This window comes from Dictyobacter formicarum (assembly GCF_016587435.1).
This window is the reverse complement of record NZ_BNJJ01000044.1, coordinates 1-17,622: the sequence shown is the minus strand read 5'-3', so window position 1 is coordinate 17,622 and position 17,622 is coordinate 1. Positions and strand designations below refer to the sequence as shown.

Below are 17,622 nucleotides of genomic sequence, written 5' to 3'. Positions count from 1 at the left end.
AGACTAAGGAAAGTTCATGAATAAAGAGCCAAATTGCTTTGGAAAATATGAATTATTGGAGCCGATTGGCACTGGCGGCATGGCGCAGGTCTGGAAAGCGCTGCACCCAGAATTACGCCGTTTTGTAGCAGTGAAGATTCTCCATGCAGATCTCAAGTACGTCACCCCTGGTTCGATGACCCGCTTCATCAACGAAGGTCAGGCCATCGCCCAGCTGCATCACCCAAATATCGTGCAGGTCTTCGACTTACACATTCCAGGTCCAGAAGAGGAAGGCTGCGAACCCTACCTGGTGATGGAATTCGTTGATGGTCCCACGCTAGATAAATATATCCATCGCACCTCCCGCGCCAGCCAATTTCCAACCCCGGAAGAGATTGTCGAACTTTTCGCCTCTATCAGCCAGGCGCTTGATTATGCGCATCGAAAAAACATTGTGCACCGCGACATTAAGCCATCGAACATTTTACTGGATAGCACCAATACCGAACTTAATCCAATGGGAGAACCTATTCTCAGCGATTTTGGCCTGGTCAAGATTATCGGCGCCCAGGGGCCAACAGAAATAGGAGCATTAATGGGCACGCCGCTGTACATCGCCCCCGAACAGGTTCAGGGCACAGAGGTCAGCACCAAAAGCGACCTGTATTCGCTGGGAGTTATCCTCTACGAAATCTGCACCGGCACGCCACCTTTCAGAGGAGATAATGCCTACGCGGTCATGCGCCAGCATATGCAGGACGAGCCCACCCCTCCCACGCTGATTAATCCCAAGCTGCCGGCCGAGATAGATGTTGTCATCAAGCATGCCATGGCCAAAGATCCGGCCCAGCGCTTTGCTAACGCCACCTCAATGACTATAGCCCTGGCTAACGCCTTCCACGTTCCAATTCCCGAACGGCTACGGGTTAAAAACAGCAATAGCCAACCCTCTCTACCACCACCGCTACCAGTTGAAACAGCAACGCAGAAAGAGGATACCGAGTCTTCGCTGCCAACGATCATATCGGTTGGCTTAACAAAAACCCAGGTGTCCGGTGCGGAACCACACACGAACACGACGCAGACATCGGCGCCGGCTGCATCAGTGGCAGCGCCCCCAAAGGCGCCCGCAGAGCCTGTAGCGCCTCCAGCGCCAGCAACGTCTGCCTCCGCCAACAGGATCTGGAGAAATCTCTGGCCTATTTTCGTCGCGCTGCTGGTTGTGCTGATCATCGGAGCCACCATCATGAATAAGGTCATCACCCTGTTTCCCTCGGGAGCAGCCAGTCCCACCAATACAGTCGTGGGGCAAATATCCTTCTACAATACCGGCAACGCGCTGGACAGCAATAATCTGACCATCAATGACGGCGTCATGCTCAACCTCAAAAATGTGGCCCCACCAGCAGAAGGAAAAGTGTACAAGGCCTGGCTCTATGATAAGCAACAACCAGAGAATGATGCCCTCCTGTTAGGTACAGTGTCCATCAAAAACGGAGCAGGCACACTCAACTATAAGAGTCCCAACCATCAGAACCTGCTGGCCACCATGAGTGCCTTTGTAATTACCGAAAATGCACCCAATAACCAGGCCATAACCCCATTTTTAGACACCAAAGCATGGCGCTACACCGGCAACATTCCCGATCAACCGCGACCCGGTGATCCAGAGAAATTTAGTCAACTAGACCATCTGCGTCACCTGCTGGCCAGCGATCAGACACTGGATACCCGTGGGTTACATAATGGCATCGACTTCTGGTTTCAGCACGATGTAGAACAGATACAGAAAGAGGCTGCGGACGTCAAAAATCAACAGGATCCTGTGATCATGCGCCAGAAGTTGACGGACATGCTGTATTACATGGATGGTCCCTGCGCGGCAATAGAGGTGCAGGCCAGTGGTCACCTGCCAGCCACCCCCGAAAAAAATATCCTGAACGAAAGCAAGATTGGCCTGCTGGAATGCAAACAACTTACCAACCTTCACGGCCATCTACAGCACATCAGGCTGCACCTGGCAGGTATCGTAGCTGCCCCGGGCGCGAGCGCGAGCCAGATAACGTCAGCCAGGGCTATTGATGCCCACCTGATCGCCTTCACCAACCTGATCAACAAGATGCACGACCTGGCCATCCAGCTTAGCAAACTGAACAAAACCGATTTGAAAGCGGCCCAGAATCAGCGTACCCAGTTGGATCAACTGGCAGACTCTAGCGTCTCAAAAACCAGCTGGACCGATCCGGCCACGCAAACAACCCATCCAGGTGTAGCGACGCTCTGTAACCAGATCGCCGGCCTGGCCAGCATCGACATTCACCGTGCGACACCTACCGCTTGACGGCTTCTTTGTAGCGCTGGAGGGCCTGCAAATGTTGGTCGAGAGAGGTGAAACCGGCGTTCATCGTATTGAAGGAGATGTGCGTAGCCCCATAGGAGCGCCATTTTTCAGTCTCGCGCACCTGCTGATCGAGGTCGCCTTCGGACGCGCTGACACGTGCCTCGATACCAAAGGATTGACGCTCACGGCCAGCTTCCTGCAAATAGCTAGCCAGGCGGTCCAGTAGCCCACGCATCTTATCGTCTGGCCGCCCCAGCGGGAACCAGCCATCGGCAATGCGCGCGGCACGCCGCAGCGTAACATCAGAGCTACCGCCGATCCAAACAGGAATAGAGCGCCGCACGGGCAAAGGATTTAAGCCCGCCTCCGTGACAGTATGATATTTGCCCTTAAAGGTAATCAGCTCCTTGCTCCATAGTTGTCGCAAGAGCTCTATCTGCTCCTCGACCACTCGTCCACGGGTGCTGAAATTCATGCCCAGCCCTTCATACTCGACCGGATTCCAGCCCACCCCAATACCAAGTCGGAATTTGCCGCCACTAAGCACATCGACTTCCGCCGCCTGCTTGGCCACCAGAGTCGTCTGACGCTGAGGCAGAATAATCACGCCAGTCACCAGCTCAAGCTTTGTCAGGGCCGCCAGATAGCCAAATAACACAAATGGCTCATGAAACATCTCGGTATGGGTATAACCAGCCCAGCCTGGACGATTAGTGGGATCGGCCCCCAACACATGATCGTAAACGAGTACATGCTGATATCCCATCGCCTCTACAGCCTGGGCATAATCACGAATAGCCTGTGGATCTGCTCCAATTTCGGTTTGTGGAAACGTTACACCTATCTGCATCTCGCACTCCTGTAGTATATTATTGTTGAGTCGAAGCAAAGCTTATCATTTATGCATGATAACAGTAATGCGCAATACATTTATTTCCCTCTGCTGTAAACTACAAGGAGCGACTACAATGATAGAGCAAGAACACAGTACAGATGCGTTCGTCGAGCTTGACGGCGCCCGATTATATTATGAAATTGCCGGGATGGGAGAGCCTCTGGTCTTGCTGCATGGTGGTATGCTAGATCGGCGCATGTGGGATGGACAGTTTCAATTTTTTGCCCGGCACTATCAAGTCATCCGCTATGATGTACGCCGGGCCGGCAAGAGCGAGGCCAGTTCGGAAGATGCGTATGTGCATTACGAAGATTTGCGTCGGCTACTCGATCAGCTGCAAATTGTCAAAGCTACACTAATCGGACTTTCCGGGGGAGCGCGCATCGCCATTGATATGGCCATCGCCTATCCCGAACGGGTCAACAAGCTGGTGCTGGTCTCGCCGGGCATGAGCGGCCATCCATTTGACGATCCTTGGACTCACCAGCATGGAAAGGCTTTTGGAGCCGCGCTGCAGCATGGCAACGTGGACCAGGCCTGCGAGGAGTTTCTGACCATGTGGACCATCGGACCACGACGTACAGCCGAGCAGATTGATCCTGAAGTTCGTCAACATATTGTAGCCATGGTCAAACAATCACTGGCGCAACAGATATTAAATCTATCTATCCTGGAGCTTGATCCGCCAGCTATGGAGCGGCTGGCCGAGATTCAAGCTCCCACGCTGGTTGTGCTGGGAGATCAGGACACAACTGACATATTGACGATTGGTCAGCGCCTGCAAAAACAGGTGGTGGGTGCACAATTAATGATAATGCCTCAGGTCGGCCATACACTGGTGATGGAAAAACCGGAGGAGTTTAATCAACTGGTTGAGCAGTTTTTGCAGCGCTGAAGCGGTGAATGGATGGCTCAGGAACGGCCAAGCACTTCGGGGTTGAGAATGTTTTCGGGTCGTCCGGACGCAAAGGCAAGCACCTGATCAAAGGCCGCAGAGAAATAAAGCTCGTAGCTATCCTTCTCGACATAACCCAGATGCGGCGTACACACAACATTATCCATGTGCAGCAAATGATGGTCCGTCACCGGTTCGGACTCGTAGACATCGATGGCGGCCGAACCGGGACGGCCAGCACGCAATGCCTGTTCCAGAGCTCCCTGCTCGATCAGGCCAGCCCGACTGGTATTTACCAATAAAGCCGAAGGCTTCATCAAAGCCAGGTCGGACGCCTTCACGATACCACGCGTATCCGGGACCATCTTGATATGCAAGCTCAACACGTCCGACTGGCGGAATAGTGCCTCCTGGCTATCAGCCGTTGCAAAACCGTCCGAGAGCGCACGATCCAGCGAGCCCTGCCGTCCCCATATCAATACCTGCATGCCAAAGGCACGCCCATAGCTAGCAACCAGACGACCGATATTGCCATAACCAAAGATACCAAGGGTACGGCCATGCAGTCCAGTGCCCAGCGTGGATTGCCAGTGTCCTGCTCGCAGGCGCGCCACCTCGTACGGGATATGGCGCGTAGCTGCCAGGATGAGGCCCCAGGTCAATTCCGCCGTCGCATAGGGTGATCCGCCACTGGCCGCCACGGCCACACCATGCCGCGTACAAGCGTCTAGATCGATATGCGCAATACCCCTGCCCGTCTGGCTAATCAATTTAAGCTGCGGCAAGCGATCCAGCAGCGCAGAAGTAATCGCGGTACGCTCGCGAATCAGCACCAGCGCCTCAGCATCCTGAAAGCGCGTAGCCAGCGTCTCAATATCCCTGACGGTATCACGATAAATCGTTACCTGCTGGTCGGCCAGCCTGGCAAAACAATCCAGACCACGTGCGGCATCCTGATAATCATCCGAAATAACAATTCTCATGAATGGTCTCCTCTACATTGATCATTTCTTAATGACTTTATCATACCGCAAAACAAGATTCGTAGGTGTATGGCAAGACGTGGTTGGGAGACCTGGCAAGGTTATCGCGCGTGAAGGCGGCAAGCGCCTGCAAGGGACGCACGTACACTTTTATGGGCGCTCTTCCGTACTATCTCTATCACCCCTGACGTTGGTCAATACGAATTCAGCTATGAGGAGGATTGTATGGCTGAGCATGATAATGATAAGACATTTGAGACAAAGTCAAAAACACATATTCGGGGTCAGCAAGAAACATACGGTTCGACGAACTATACGAAAGACAGCGATGCGGATGAGCGGGAGACGTTTAGTCCTGATCCCACTATCAAGCACGCAATGGAGGAAACCCATGTACCGTATTATCCTGGATACCGATCCTGGTATTGATGACGCGCTAGCGCTCTTTCTGGCCCTGTCCTCACCAGAAATACAACTGGAAGCTATCACGACCGTGACGGGAAACGTAGATGTCGAGCACACGACATATAATGCGCTGGCACTATTGACCCTGACCGGTCGTACTGATATTCCAGTGGCGCGCGGCAGCCGAGAGCCGCTGGTTGGCAATCGTCTGCATGCCTCCCACGTACATGGTGAGCATGGCGTGGGACAGGCTCTACTACCTCAACCGAACATCCAACCGGTAGAGCAGCACGCCGTCGAGCTGATCATCGAGAAAATCATGGGCAATCCCGGTGAGATCACGCTGGTAGAGATTGGGCCCCTGACCAACCTGGCGCTGGCCTTGCATCGTGAACCCCGCATCGCACAGGCTGTGCGTGAAGTCGTCATCATGGGTGGCGCCCTGCTCACACCTGGCAACGTAACGCCCAGCGCCGAGTTCAATATTTACGCCGATCCGCATGCCGCCCACGTGGTCTTAAAAGCTGGCTGGCCCATACGCATGGTCACGCTGGATACCACCAATCGCACACCGCTAACGCAGGCCCAGGCCATGGAGTTCGCGCAGGGTGAGAGCGCAATCAAGACCTGCATTCGACAAATGTTCGCCCACTATTTCGATATCTATGCACCACTCTATGGGCAGCCTGACTTTCATATGCACGATCCTCTATGCCTGGCTAGCGTTTTTCAACCAGACCTGATTACCTGGAAACCCGCCTATGTCGAGGTCGAGCTGCAAGGAACGCTGACGGCAGGAGAAACCGTCGCCTATTTCAGAGGTGAGCAAGCCGCCACGCCCAATGTATTGGCCTCAATCGAAGTAGAGGCAGAACGCTTCATCCAGATGTTCATAGAACGTGTAGGAACAACTTTTCCCTAGCAGACAGAAAGGTCTTTTGTCTACATCCTACGTATGTTATGATGCTGTAGGCAACGCTGCTGGCTGGCGGTTAGCTCTGCCGCCGCTTTCTAGCGCTCGCAAAAACGCGCATACACAACTGAACACAACATCAACCCGGACAGATCAGTACGATGGGGGACATGACGTAACGATGACAATACTCGATACCTCCGTATTTTATTTAGAGCCGCCTGCCACAATAGGGGTTGGATTCCATAATATTGGGAGCGGCATCCTGCGCGCCGCACACAGTACTTTGATTCGCAAATTAGAGGCGCAATATGGAGAGCGCTGCGGCCATCTTCCACTCAATACTGAGAAGGTACGTATTCATGTCACCAGCCATAAAACTGACCTCCATAGCCATATTGCTTATCTGAGTGCACTATTTGGCAAAGATATCAAAGCAGTCACCAGTGCCGAACTGCGACAGGAGCAACAAGACCTGCCACCAGAAGCAACACTGGTGGTGCCCTATATCAATGTTCCGGAATCAGAACGTGCCATTCAAACTGAAATGGGAGGCATCTCCTGGGGCTTGCCGAGCGCCATGGTCACGCTGATGAAAAATAAAGCTAATTTCTATCGTTTGCTCGACGAATATGAGTTACCCAACTTTCAAACCCCTGATTATCGCATCGCCCATATCCATACCCTCCCGCATGAGTCTCTGCGCTTCCTTACGGATATCGAGGATATATATGCTAAAGCAGGCATGACCAATTATCCACCAGGAATTATGCTGCGCACGGCTGAATCAGATGGCAACTTTGGCAGTTGCCTGCTCTATACTTATCAACATTCCGTCCGCCTGGTCCCAAATGGGGATGGAGAGTTGATACAAAACTATAGCAACTGGCCCGCAGCACTGGAGGCCGCGCAGTCTATTCTGCTGGGCACAATGGACCCCGAGAAGGAGACACGCGTGGTCATGAGTCGCTGTATCGATTTTAGTGATTCGCCAGGTATGTCAGTTGTGATCATGGACGGGCAAATCGAGACACTGCGCTGGAATGGGCAATTACAACAGGAGGGGAGCAAGGCCTGCGTTGGGACCGGCAACTACCAACCTAAAAATGAGACCATTGCACGCATGCAACAAAGCTATGAGGATCAGACCATTGCCTACTTCGAGCAGCTACTCAGGCAGACCGCCCGGCACTGCGGTTGTGATTTTAGTGCCTTGCGCGGCGTCGCCAATATCGACATCATGCTCCCCAGTCCACTAGAGGCTCAATTACAGAAGAACCGGGGCCAACAATCCACGCTTTACATCGCCGAGAGCAATCCCCGCTGGACCAACTATACCGATGCCATCCTGAACGTCATCGGGGCCAATCGCCAGCAGCCCACCATCAATGCCATGCGCGCCACTATTCAGAATCGCATCCAGGCCGTCGACAAATACTACGTCCCTGAACAGATCGATCCTCAGCAGTTGCGCGCGCGCATCGCCGACAAAGACGAAGAACTCAAAGTCAGCGGCACGCGCATTATCTGCCGCATGGCCAAACACCCCATGGGCATCATTTTCGCAGGCGACATCGAACGCGCCCAGCACGAGCTAGATGCAATCGTGCAACGCATGCTCAAGCATTGAAAACAAAAACACACTGCGCTAAAAAAGCTGAAACCCGCAGCGCGCGCATCCAGAAGTTTATAGCCATGCTCGAAAAACAGGAAAAAATCTATCCGTAGCATTTATGGTTCCTGTACAAAACCATATTTTTCGGGATGTATTCATGCAGTGGGCAGGGAAGCAGTATTGCAGCCATCCATTGCCTCTACATCAGCAGCAGCGCGACATTAGCAAAGTGTTACCAACATAGACTGGCGAACGTGTTAGAACATGATAACAAAGGAACCACACTATTTTGTTGTGTTTGAGAGTAAACGCCTCCAGCAGCAGTGCTCCGCATATAGCTCGAAGGAAATGTTCTGATGGAAACACAGCATACGCACGTGCGCAATTTATTACTTGCCCTCTGGCTCGCCCTGATGTTAGTGAGCTTTTCAGTTAATACAAGTGCTCAGGCAGCAAGGCTGGCTCAGCAGCCAGCCTTTGCGGAAAAGCTCATGCCCCTACTGAGCGCCAAACAAAGACAAATGCGTATCCCCGGTGCTATTATTTATGTGGATGTACCCGGAAAAGGAACATGGACCACCGGTCTAGGCACTGATAATTTGAAGACAAATACTCCCATAAATGTCAAAGATCATATACGCATTGGTAGTGTAACCAAAACAATGGTTGGGACAGTCATTTTACAACTTGTTCAAGAGAAGAAGATCCGCCTGGATGATCCAATCCACAAGTATTTACCAAATATCAAAAATGGACAGGCCATTACCATTCGTCAGCTACTGCATATGACCAGTGGTCTGTTCGACTATATAGAGGATCGCTCATATCGGCAAACGCTGGACCAGCATCCGAACAAGGCCTGGCAACCAGATGAGTTGGTGGCCATCAGTATGCGGCACGCTCCCTATTTGCCACCCGGCCAGCAATATCACTATTCCAATACCAACTTCATTTTGCTGGGCCAATTGATCGAGCGAGTCACGCATACCCCGGCCGACGTCGTTCTGCAACAAAGGATCTTCCAGCCACTTGGTATGCATAACACCTCGCTGCCAACGCAGAAACAACCAATCATGCCGCAACCATATGCCCGGGGCTATATGTATGGCAGCAACCTGCAATCCTTACCGCGGCCTCAGATGACACGCAAAGAGGAAATCAGGATTGATAATCTTGACCGTCAACCAAATAATGTAACACAGCTCAATCATTCATTTGCCTGGACCTCCGGTGGAGTAGTCTCCGATCTAGAGGACTTAAAGATCTGGGCCAGAGCGCTTGGTGCTGGCTCTCTGCTGGCACCTGAGATACACAAAGAACGGCTCAGCTGGTTGCCAATCAATGAATCGGCAAGCTATGGACTGGCCATCGCTAACTTTACAGGTCTGCTCGGTCATAATGGCTCGACTCCCGGCTACACCAGTTTTGTCGCATACCAACCCGTTACGAAAATCACAGTGATCACTCTCACCAACCTGTATATCGCCCCCGATGGCACAAATCCAGCTAATGAGTTGGCCAAAACCGTGATCCAGACGATCGGAGCCAGCGCAACCAAAAATCACTCCAAAGCACGAACTGAACACACAATCCATCTCCTGCCAGAAAAAGAGCCGCGCACTACCATCGATAGTCATAATATTATATTGACGACCAACCTCATCGTGCTCATGCATTTGCCCGGGCTATTCTTCCACACAACCATCTACAAGAATGCTATATTAAAGAAAAGAATAGCCATTGGCAGCAAGGATGCTCTTGCTAGAAAGATGCAATTGTATGAGAAGCTTCATCACGTGTATGGGCGAATGCCTGATCGATTTTTTACCGCTTCCGGGAGAAAAAAAGAACGATGAGTTCAGGGCCTATCCCGCTGGTTCACCCCTCAATATCGCGGTCGGCGTGGCCCGTCTCGGGCAGCCCAGCGCGTTTGCCAGCAAGATAAGCGATGATTATTTTGGTCGCCGGTTACGAGCATATATTGCAACAAATGGCATTGATACACGCTATCTCAGCACGGCCGGGGCACATAGCACGCTGGCATTTGTGGCGATGGAAGCGGGACAGGCCAGCTTTGATTTTTATGGCGAAGGCACCGCCGATGCCCTGATGACGCAAGACGATGTGCCAGATAAATTATTTGCGGAAACCAAAATTTTACAGATCGGCTCGGTCAGCCTGCTACGAGGCACCACACCCGACACGGTCCTCAGCACATTTGAGAAGCTCAAAGGACAGGCCCTTCTATCACTGGATCCAAACATACGGCCCTCGCTGATCAAAAATGAAGCGCACTATCGCACCCTCCTGCAGAAACTGATAGGTCTGGCCGATCTCCTTAAGCTCAGCGATGCTGATCTGGATTGGTTGATGCCAGGACAGGCACCTGAAACAGCGCTTCAGCAACTCTCCCAGCAGGGTCCTGCCCTGGTAGTAATCACACAAGGAGCCGCGGGGGCCATGGCCATGCGCAAAGGGGGTACGCCCATTCAGATGCCAGGCTTTACCATAGAGGTCAAGGATACCATTGGGGCTGGCGATACCTTCTGCGCTGGCCTGCTGACATATCTAGCCGATCAAGAGATCCTCAGTCATGAAGTCCTGGCCGAAATAACCGATGATAAGCTGGCCAACATGCTACGCTTTGCCGCGGCGGCAGCGGCCCTCAACTGTCTCCGCGAAGGCGCCGATCCCCCAAAAAGAGAAGAGGTCGAGCAATTTCTGATCCAACACAGCTCTTAAAAAAGGGATACTACTGTTGGTGCAAAAAGTGCGCACTTTTTGCACCAACAGAAAAAAGAGATTGGGGGCGTCAGCGCCCTCAGACAGCTTGCAGTGATTAGAACTGAACGGGCTTTCCGCTGGTCGAAGACTCCACGGCCGCCAGGGTAAGAGCCAGGGTATGGATATTATGGCGCGCAGCGCAGGCGGGCTCCGTACCATCGCGCAAGGCCTGAACAAAAGCCTGCAGGCTGCCACCCCAGTCCTCAAAGGCCAGAGCATCGACTTTGAGCGTGAGAGGCTGCTTGTTACGTGGCTGAATGATGATCTCATCGGCCAGGGTATCACCACGGCTACGCCAGCTAATCAAGCCTTCGAGGCACTCTACACGCCAATCGCCACTCCAGGTCGTCTCAGCGGCCGTACTAACCCAGCTACCGCGATAGCTCACAACCGCGCCGCCATCAAATTGAATGACCGCACTACCCGCAGGAGGCTCGACAAAATTACTATATGGAGGATTCCAGGTCTGGCAAGAAATAGACAGTGGCTCTTGATTTAAAATGAAGCGCATCAAGTCAAAATGATGGATGGCCATATCAACCAACAAGGGTTGCCAGAGGGTATAATGGCGATTGCTACCACGAGGCGCTGAGTTAGAGTAATGTCTGAAATCAACGGTCACCGTACCAACCGGGCCAAAATACTGATCTTGAATTAGCTGCCTGACCTGGTTGACGGTAGCTGAATAGCGATAGTTTTGATTGACCATCAACAGTCGCCCCTGCTGCTCAGCTACCGCAATGGCCTCCCGTGCCTCCTCCAAAGTGGGAGCCAACGGCTTCTCAAGCAACACATGTTTACCAGCGCGCAAGGCGGTAAGAGCCAGAGGAATATGGGTGGAAAGAGTACTGGCTATCTGGACCGCATCACAATCTACCTGTTCAAGGGCCTGCTCAAGAGAGGTGAAACAAAGTTCCTCTGGAATGGTCAGGTCCTGGCGGGCTCGCTGCAAAGACTCGGGACTGGCATCCACATACGCCACTAACTGTGCCTCGTGCTGTTTGGGATAAATATTTCTGATCCAGTGGCGGCCACAGTTACCCAACCCAACCAATATTATACGCAGCATCAAAGACCTCCTTATCTTTCTATATCTATAGCTCTCAACCCGAACTAAAAACGATGGTCACTTTTATCCATCTGGTTAGCTCTTGCATAATAAAAAGCATTGTACCACAAGAAAAATGGAAACCCCATCTGTTGGGGTGAAACAAATAAGAACACGTAGGTGCGCCCCTTGCGGACGCTTGCTTGCCGCTCGAAAACGTACCAAAAAGAGGTGATACGGAGGCGCTTTCACCCGATGTATACCATCCTTATTGGTTCTTTTTCGTGCAGGGAGGGTAAAAGCGCCCGCAAGGGGCGCACCTACGTGTTGTGTTTCTTGTTACTTTCGATTACTTGCTTTGTTTACAAATAAAACTTATTGTCATCTGTAGCTTACTTTATTCAAAAAATAATAAAAAATTAATAAAAAATACATTGAAGCTTATCAAGATGCCAAAAACATAGAATATTAGCGTTAGATGAGATAGGAAGTATCAGGTTAGTGATGTAATGGTACTTTGACGAGATGATGCTATACAGAAAGGAGAGACCATGTTACATCAATTGAAATTACGTATCGGGGCCATCTTACTACTGGTAGGGAGTGTGCTGGCGATAGCTGGCGAGGTACTAAACCTGGGGAACAATGATCCTACCCGGGGTAGCTGGTTTCTCCCTATGGTCCTGGTAACATTGGGCACCATCATTTTTATCTACGGCCTCAATATGTATGCGCAGCTATCGGATAATATCAATGTCTTAGGCATTTTTGCCACAGGTCTGCTTTTTATAGGTGCACTGGTATTTGTGATTGGAGTCATCGCTGTAAATATGGTGCTCATACCGGTATTATTAGGGATGGCACAAACTATTACGACGGTCGTCAATGCTCCGGGCAATGCTGCCCAGAACGCCGCTAATGGTGCATCTAATGGCTTGAATGCAATCAAAAACGGCATATCCGGGCTCTTTGGGCAAGATACCAGCGGCTCAGATATTCCTTCCGTTCAGGTTCCGCAGATCAATGGCATGAATCTCGTTGACCAGGCCCTGGCCAGATTTCATATCCCATCCTTCGCAGCCATCACACATTGGGGGCACTTCTTCTTTACAGGTGGACCGCTCACCATTGGCTGCATCGTATTGGGAGTGGCACTTCTGCAGACGCGAACCTTCCCGCGCATCATCAGCTACATACTGGTAATCTGCGGAACCATCAACCTGATCAGTCAGCTGTTTATCACCCTACCTACGCTGAGCAATATCACTGGCATCTTACTCTTTGTCTCGCTGGCGCTGCTGGCCATCGCTTTTCTTTATCCCACCCAGACTGACAACTTCTCACGAGCTGTGCTGGGTGGCGCCACAAGATATAGTCAGACCATCAAGTCACCAAAAAGATAAGCAACGATAAAGAAGATACCAATAGAATCGGGCATTGCGTCCGATTCTATTGGTCAACAGGATTACGGCATGGGCAGCTCGTCCTGGGGTTGCAGCAGGGGAGCCGAGACCCGGACAGTGTTGGGATATTTGATGCCGCTACCGGTGTTGAGGAGGACGACGCGCTCGTCGGCCTGAATCCAGCCTTGCTGGCGTAGTTTGCGGGCAGCCACCAGGGTAGCGGCTCCTTCAGGACAAACGAAGAGTCCTTCGTTGCTGGCCAGTTCGGCCTGCGCCTGAAGCAGTTCATCATCGTCGACGGCCAGGGCGCAGCCATTGGTGTTGCGTACAGCTTCCAGGACCAGGAAATCGCCCAGCGCTTTGGGCACATTGATACCAAAGGCAATCGTGCTGGAGTCTTTCCACAATTCGGAAGTATCCCGTCCCTCCTGCCAGGCCTTGACGATGGGGGCACAGCCCGTGGCCTGAACCGCCACCAGTCGAGGCAGGCGCTCGCCAATCCAGCCCAGTTCCTGGAGTTCACGCAACGCCTTATAGATACCAATAATACCCACACCACCGCCCGTGGGATACAGGATCACATCCGGTACATTCCAGTGAAATTGTTCAGCCAGCTCATAGCCCATCGTCTTTTTGCCTTCAATCCGATATGGTTCCTTCAGGGTCGAAGCATCGTACCAGCCGTGAGCTTTAACGGCGCGTCCGACGATAGCGCCCGCATCGCTGATCAGGCCATTCACCAGGAAAAGATGGGCACCACTTATGGCGCACTCATTGCGCGTGATCAACGGCGCACCTTCGGGCATGACCACAACGGCATCCAGTCCGGCGCGGGCGGAGTAAGTGGCCCAGGCCCCACCGGCGTTACCGTTCGTTGGCATGGCCAGCACCTGCACGCCAAGCTCCTTGGCCCGCGACACGCCAACCGCAGCTCCACGAGCCTTAAATGAGCCGGTTGGAATCACGCCCTCATCTTTGACATATAGCTGATTCATAGCCAGCTTCTTGCCAAGGCGCGGCAACGGCAGCAACGGGGTCATCCCTTCTCCGAGAGTCACCACATGCTCAGCCGAACACACAGGCAACAACTCATGATAACGCCAGAGCGACGGTTCCCGTTGCTGCAGCGCATCTTTGCTCAACTGCTCTCTGACAGCAGCCAGATCATAGCGGGCCAGTAATGGTGAGCCACAGGCACACAGATGGGCCTGCGTATCCGCATCATGTCGTGTATGACAACGCGGGCATTCCAGATGGGTTAAAAAGCTAAAAGACAAAATGTTCACCTTTTCCAAATGTGTAGGTGCGCCCCTTGCAGGTGCTTGCTTGCTTTTCATATGAAAATGCACCCGAAAAGCAATTGCGAGCGGTTTAACTCGATGTATAACATCGTTATTAATTCTTTTTCGATCGCGAAGGGTAAAAGCGCCCGCAAGGGGCGCACCTACGGGTCGTGTTTCTTGTTGCTTTGCAGGAATCAAAAGACGATCGGTAGGCTTTTCACGCCAAAGACAATGTTACTTCTGATCTGCTGTAATGGTACATCTTTTTGCCGTTGCCAGGTAGGCAGCAAGCGTAGCATATTCTCCAGCACAATCTTTACCTCCAGTCGAGCCAGCGGCGCACCCAGGCAAAAGTGAATCCCATGGCCAGCAGCAGCTCACGCGCAATCTCTTCGATGCGTGGAGCCAACTGGGCAATGGTGCGAGCCGAAAAGGCCTGAGTAACCAGGGAACGCAACTGACGATGACGCGGTGGGTCCATAGCAATAATACTATTAGCCGCCTCAGCACCCCCCTCATGGGGCGTGGGGGCCGAAGAAAACGTGACGTAATCGTTCTGTACACGCAGGTGGTTGGCATAGCGGAAGATGCGCCAGTTCTTGTTCTTCTCATCAAACCACACAGGTTGGGTAGCACGCATAGTTGCCCCCCACTCGCGCATCTGCTGATGCCATTCTAAAGGCGGCAACGTAAAATCATTGAAAAAAGACGGGAGTTGCATTGATCCAACCTTTCCTTCAACGGTAACATCGGGCCGTACAAGCGTCATGTCCTACTATTGTACATCACAAATGTCCTGAAGTAGCAAAAAAATGCTGGCCGATCTAGAGCACCCAGTGGCCCGTCAGATATTGCGTCAACAGGAAGAAAAGCATGCTGGCAGCGATTAAAGGATAGTATAAATTGAATATTTTGTTTTTACCGATGCTTGCCATTAGAATAAAGGCGGGAAACAGCTCCAACATATAGCGGGCCTGGGATTGCAACGGGAACAGGCCCGTACCGCCGATCGGGAAAAGTTGCAGGAAAATATATACGGCACCTGCATACAGGCAATAGGACCAGTGTGTGCGCGGCAAGCGCCAGGGGCCGACAATGCTCAGAATGATCAACGTCAGGATAAATAACGAAGGCACCAGATCCAGCAGGTTGCGCTGCGACTGGAAGCTTAAAATACCATCGCTGATAATAATGGCCTTGATCGAGCCAATCAAGCCATGCCAGGGTCCATGCAGATGGTGCGCCCACGTAGCCTGGGCGTGTGAAAACGCCAGCAGATCACCAAATCGATAGTAGCAGTACAGCGCAAACACTCCCACACCGGCCGGAATCAGAACCAGGCTGACAACATCGATTTGTATCGATTTAAAGGAAAAATTACGCTGGCGTAGATATTCATAGCAGAACGGAAGCAGCAGGAACAGTCCAGTTGAGCGCGTCAGGCTGGCAAAGAAGCCAAAGATACCAGCTAGCCACCAATTGCCGTGGCGTAGCTGATAGAAACACAGCAGCGAAAGACAAATGAACAGCGATTCATTATAGGGAGCGACCAGAAAAAAAGAGGTGGGAAAGACCCACAGATAGAGCATGGCACGCCGCGCACGCTCCTCATCAAAATCTTCACACACCAGCTGGTAGAGCACGACAAAGAGTACAAAGCAGGCCAGGTTAGACACAACCAGCTCGCCACGCAGAGGAGAGGAAGGGGAATTGGTCAGCAGCATCCAGGCCTTCACACAGAGAGGATAAAAAGGGAAAAACGCCGTACGCCAGGGCCAATCATAGCCGATGGTAGCGATGGTACGAAAGTGGGTCGCATCCCAGTGAAACCAGGATTGCCAGGCCATATATAAGGGAACACCTTTGCGGGTAAAATCTGGCTGGGTAAAGAGCACAGCAAAGCAACTGGTCAAGCCAAAGACAATATGCCAGACGATATACATTGGCAGCGTCTGCAGAGCGGCACGCGACCATTTGCGCCACCAGTGGTCCCGCGCCGCTGGTACCACCCGGGGTGTCTCCGGTACGTCTCCAGCAGCAAATGCGGGTGCTGAAACATTCTGTCGCGAAGCACCTACGGCTGGATTAACAGAAATTTTCGGGTCAGACGGTTCCATACCAGGTTGCATCCTTTGTCTCACTGATAAGTACAATTGATAAGCATATATAGAAATACAGAATCTACTATAGAGATCATAGCAGGCGAAGCAAAGGAAAAAGGAAAAATGTCCTAGTGGATCACTCCAACCCGTCTGCCGGGTCGGTCAGTAATGAAATACGGGTGGGGGTTTCGATCAAGAGCAGCTTCTGGCGGCGCGACCAGCGTTTCAACGCATATTCGATCCGTAAGGCCTCATTTTTAGAAGCAAACTCCCAGCTAACCAGTAATTCAATCGGCAGGCGCGTACGTGTATAGCGCGCTCCTTTGCCAGCGTTATGAGTGGCAATGCGGCGCGCAACATCGGTGGTATAACCAGTGTAGAGCGTGTCATCGACACAACGCACAATATAGACATAATGTAAGACAGAGTTCACGCACAATCACCATTTCTGCTTAGCTCTAACATTCACAGTACAAAAGATGACTTTATTGTAGCATCTTCCACTGCCGCCTGTGGACTGGCCGAGCGAGCAAACAAAGAGAGGCTTACCCCAATTGGAGTGAGCCTCTCCCATTACCGGGAACCAGGAAGCCACCGGTGTAGTCTTAGTGCCTTGCCAGGGTTCTACCACAGATTGGACCTGGAGCTATTTGGCATACTCGACCAATGTAAGCAGGCCACCCATTTCCGTACCTGTCTGGCCTGGATTCATCAAGTGCGACAGGATATGGCAATGGAAAGGATATACACTGCCCGGTGTAGCCCAGGCATTGAAAACCAGATCATATGTCTCACCCGGGGCGAGCTGAACGGTATCTTTCGTGATTGGCTGTGCCATCGTATGTCCATCCTCAGCCACTATCTGGAATGAGTGGCCATGCAAGTGCATTGGATGGATACTATTCGCATCGGCCCCGATCAAGCGAATATGCACATTCTGTCCATGCTTCACAATGATCGGCTGCGTATCAGG

General features: G+C 52.0%; 17 protein-coding genes. 8 read left to right on the top strand and 9 right to left on the bottom strand.

From position 1 onward, the window contains the following. The first annotated feature begins 16 nt into the window (after nucleotides 1-16). Entirely contained in the window at nucleotides 17-2,323 is a 2,307-nt protein-coding gene (locus JMI88_RS38025; RefSeq protein WP_201367313.1) for a serine/threonine protein kinase, read from the top strand. On the opposite strand, the gene JMI88_RS38020 is transcribed toward JMI88_RS38025, so the two are convergent. Next, nucleotides 2,313-3,173: an LLM class F420-dependent oxidoreductase gene (locus JMI88_RS38020; protein ID WP_201367312.1), complete on the bottom strand. Its 861-nt coding sequence runs from the start codon at nucleotides 3,171-3,173 to the stop codon at nucleotides 2,313-2,315. The two genes, JMI88_RS38025 and JMI88_RS38020, sit on opposite strands and share 11 nt — an antisense overlap. Before the next feature lie 118 nt (nucleotides 3,174-3,291). On the opposite strand from JMI88_RS38020, the gene JMI88_RS38015 reads away from it, so the two are divergent. Further along, complete coding sequence (locus JMI88_RS38015) at nucleotides 3,292-4,113, top strand: alpha/beta fold hydrolase (RefSeq protein ID WP_201367311.1); 822 nt, start codon at nucleotides 3,292-3,294, stop codon at nucleotides 4,111-4,113. A 17-nt stretch (nucleotides 4,114-4,130) separates the two neighbouring features. Here the strand turns inward: JMI88_RS38015 and JMI88_RS38010 are convergent, their stop codons facing one another. Further along, on the bottom strand, nucleotides 4,131-5,096 hold the full coding sequence (locus tag JMI88_RS38010; RefSeq protein WP_201367310.1) for a D-2-hydroxyacid dehydrogenase family protein: 966 nt from the start codon (nucleotides 5,094-5,096) through the stop codon (nucleotides 4,131-4,133). Between the two features lie 225 nt (nucleotides 5,097-5,321). Between JMI88_RS38010 and JMI88_RS38005 the strand changes: the two genes are divergently transcribed. From JMI88_RS38005 to JMI88_RS37985, 5 genes are all read left to right on the top strand, one after another. Next, nucleotides 5,322-5,525 carry a hypothetical protein gene (locus JMI88_RS38005; protein ID WP_201367309.1) on the top strand — a complete coding sequence of 68 codons (204 nt, stop codon included), beginning with the start codon at nucleotides 5,322-5,324 and terminating at the stop codon, nucleotides 5,523-5,525. Next, nucleotides 5,488-6,423: a nucleoside hydrolase gene (locus tag JMI88_RS38000; protein ID WP_201367308.1), complete on the top strand. Its 936-nt coding sequence runs from the start codon at nucleotides 5,488-5,490 to the stop codon at nucleotides 6,421-6,423. The genes JMI88_RS38005 and JMI88_RS38000 overlap by 38 nt, the downstream gene beginning before the upstream one ends. 172 nt (nucleotides 6,424-6,595) lie before the next feature. Then, a complete protein-coding gene (locus tag JMI88_RS37995) occupies nucleotides 6,596-8,044 on the top strand; it encodes a hypothetical protein (protein WP_201367307.1) in 1,449 nt (482 codons plus the stop codon). Nucleotides 8,045-8,385: 341 nt separating this feature from the next. Further along, entirely contained in the window at nucleotides 8,386-9,885 is a 1,500-nt protein-coding gene (locus JMI88_RS37990) for a serine hydrolase domain-containing protein (RefSeq protein WP_201367306.1), read from the top strand. Further along, complete coding sequence (locus tag JMI88_RS37985) at nucleotides 9,809-10,771, top strand: carbohydrate kinase family protein (protein ID WP_201367305.1); 963 nt, start codon at nucleotides 9,809-9,811, stop codon at nucleotides 10,769-10,771. The genes JMI88_RS37990 and JMI88_RS37985 overlap by 77 nt, the downstream gene beginning before the upstream one ends. 97 nt (nucleotides 10,772-10,868) lie before the next feature. Here JMI88_RS37985 and JMI88_RS37980 read toward each other — a convergent pair whose 3' ends face one another. Further along, nucleotides 10,869-11,882, bottom strand: a complete 1,014-nt coding sequence (locus JMI88_RS37980; RefSeq protein ID WP_201367304.1) for a Gfo/Idh/MocA family protein — start codon at nucleotides 11,880-11,882, stop codon at nucleotides 10,869-10,871. A 530-nt stretch (nucleotides 11,883-12,412) separates the two neighbouring features. Here JMI88_RS37980 and JMI88_RS37975 point away from each other — a divergent pair. Beyond that, nucleotides 12,413-13,264: a hypothetical protein gene (locus JMI88_RS37975; RefSeq protein ID WP_201367303.1), complete on the top strand. Its 852-nt coding sequence runs from the start codon at nucleotides 12,413-12,415 to the stop codon at nucleotides 13,262-13,264. Nucleotides 13,265-13,326: 62 nt separating this feature from the next. Here the strand turns inward: JMI88_RS37975 and JMI88_RS37970 are convergent, their stop codons facing one another. From JMI88_RS37970 to JMI88_RS37945, 6 genes are all read right to left on the bottom strand, one after another. Next, nucleotides 13,327-14,541, bottom strand: coding sequence for a threonine synthase (locus JMI88_RS37970; protein WP_201367302.1), 1,215 nt, complete (start codon nucleotides 14,539-14,541; stop codon nucleotides 13,327-13,329). A gap of 200 nt (nucleotides 14,542-14,741) precedes the next feature. Continuing rightward, the gene (locus JMI88_RS37965) at nucleotides 14,742-14,858 is read right to left on the bottom strand and encodes a hypothetical protein (protein WP_236023244.1); all 117 of its coding nucleotides are present in this window, start codon (nucleotides 14,856-14,858) and stop codon (nucleotides 14,742-14,744) included. A gap of 5 nt (nucleotides 14,859-14,863) precedes the next feature. After that, complete coding sequence (locus JMI88_RS37960) at nucleotides 14,864-15,268, bottom strand: cytochrome P450 family protein (RefSeq protein WP_201367301.1); 405 nt, start codon at nucleotides 15,266-15,268, stop codon at nucleotides 14,864-14,866. Nucleotides 15,269-15,371: 103 nt separating this feature from the next. Further along, nucleotides 15,372-16,664: a mannosyltransferase family protein gene (locus JMI88_RS37955; protein ID WP_201367300.1), complete on the bottom strand. Its 1,293-nt coding sequence runs from the start codon at nucleotides 16,662-16,664 to the stop codon at nucleotides 15,372-15,374. 121 nt (nucleotides 16,665-16,785) lie between these two features. Beyond that, nucleotides 16,786-17,082 carry a GIY-YIG nuclease family protein gene (locus tag JMI88_RS37950; RefSeq protein ID WP_201367299.1) on the bottom strand — a complete coding sequence of 99 codons (297 nt, stop codon included), beginning with the start codon at nucleotides 17,080-17,082 and terminating at the stop codon, nucleotides 16,786-16,788. A gap of 213 nt (nucleotides 17,083-17,295) precedes the next feature. Then, nucleotides 17,296-17,622, bottom strand: a 327-nt coding sequence (locus tag JMI88_RS37945; RefSeq protein ID WP_201367298.1) for a multicopper oxidase domain-containing protein, incomplete at its 5' end; no start/stop codon positions are given.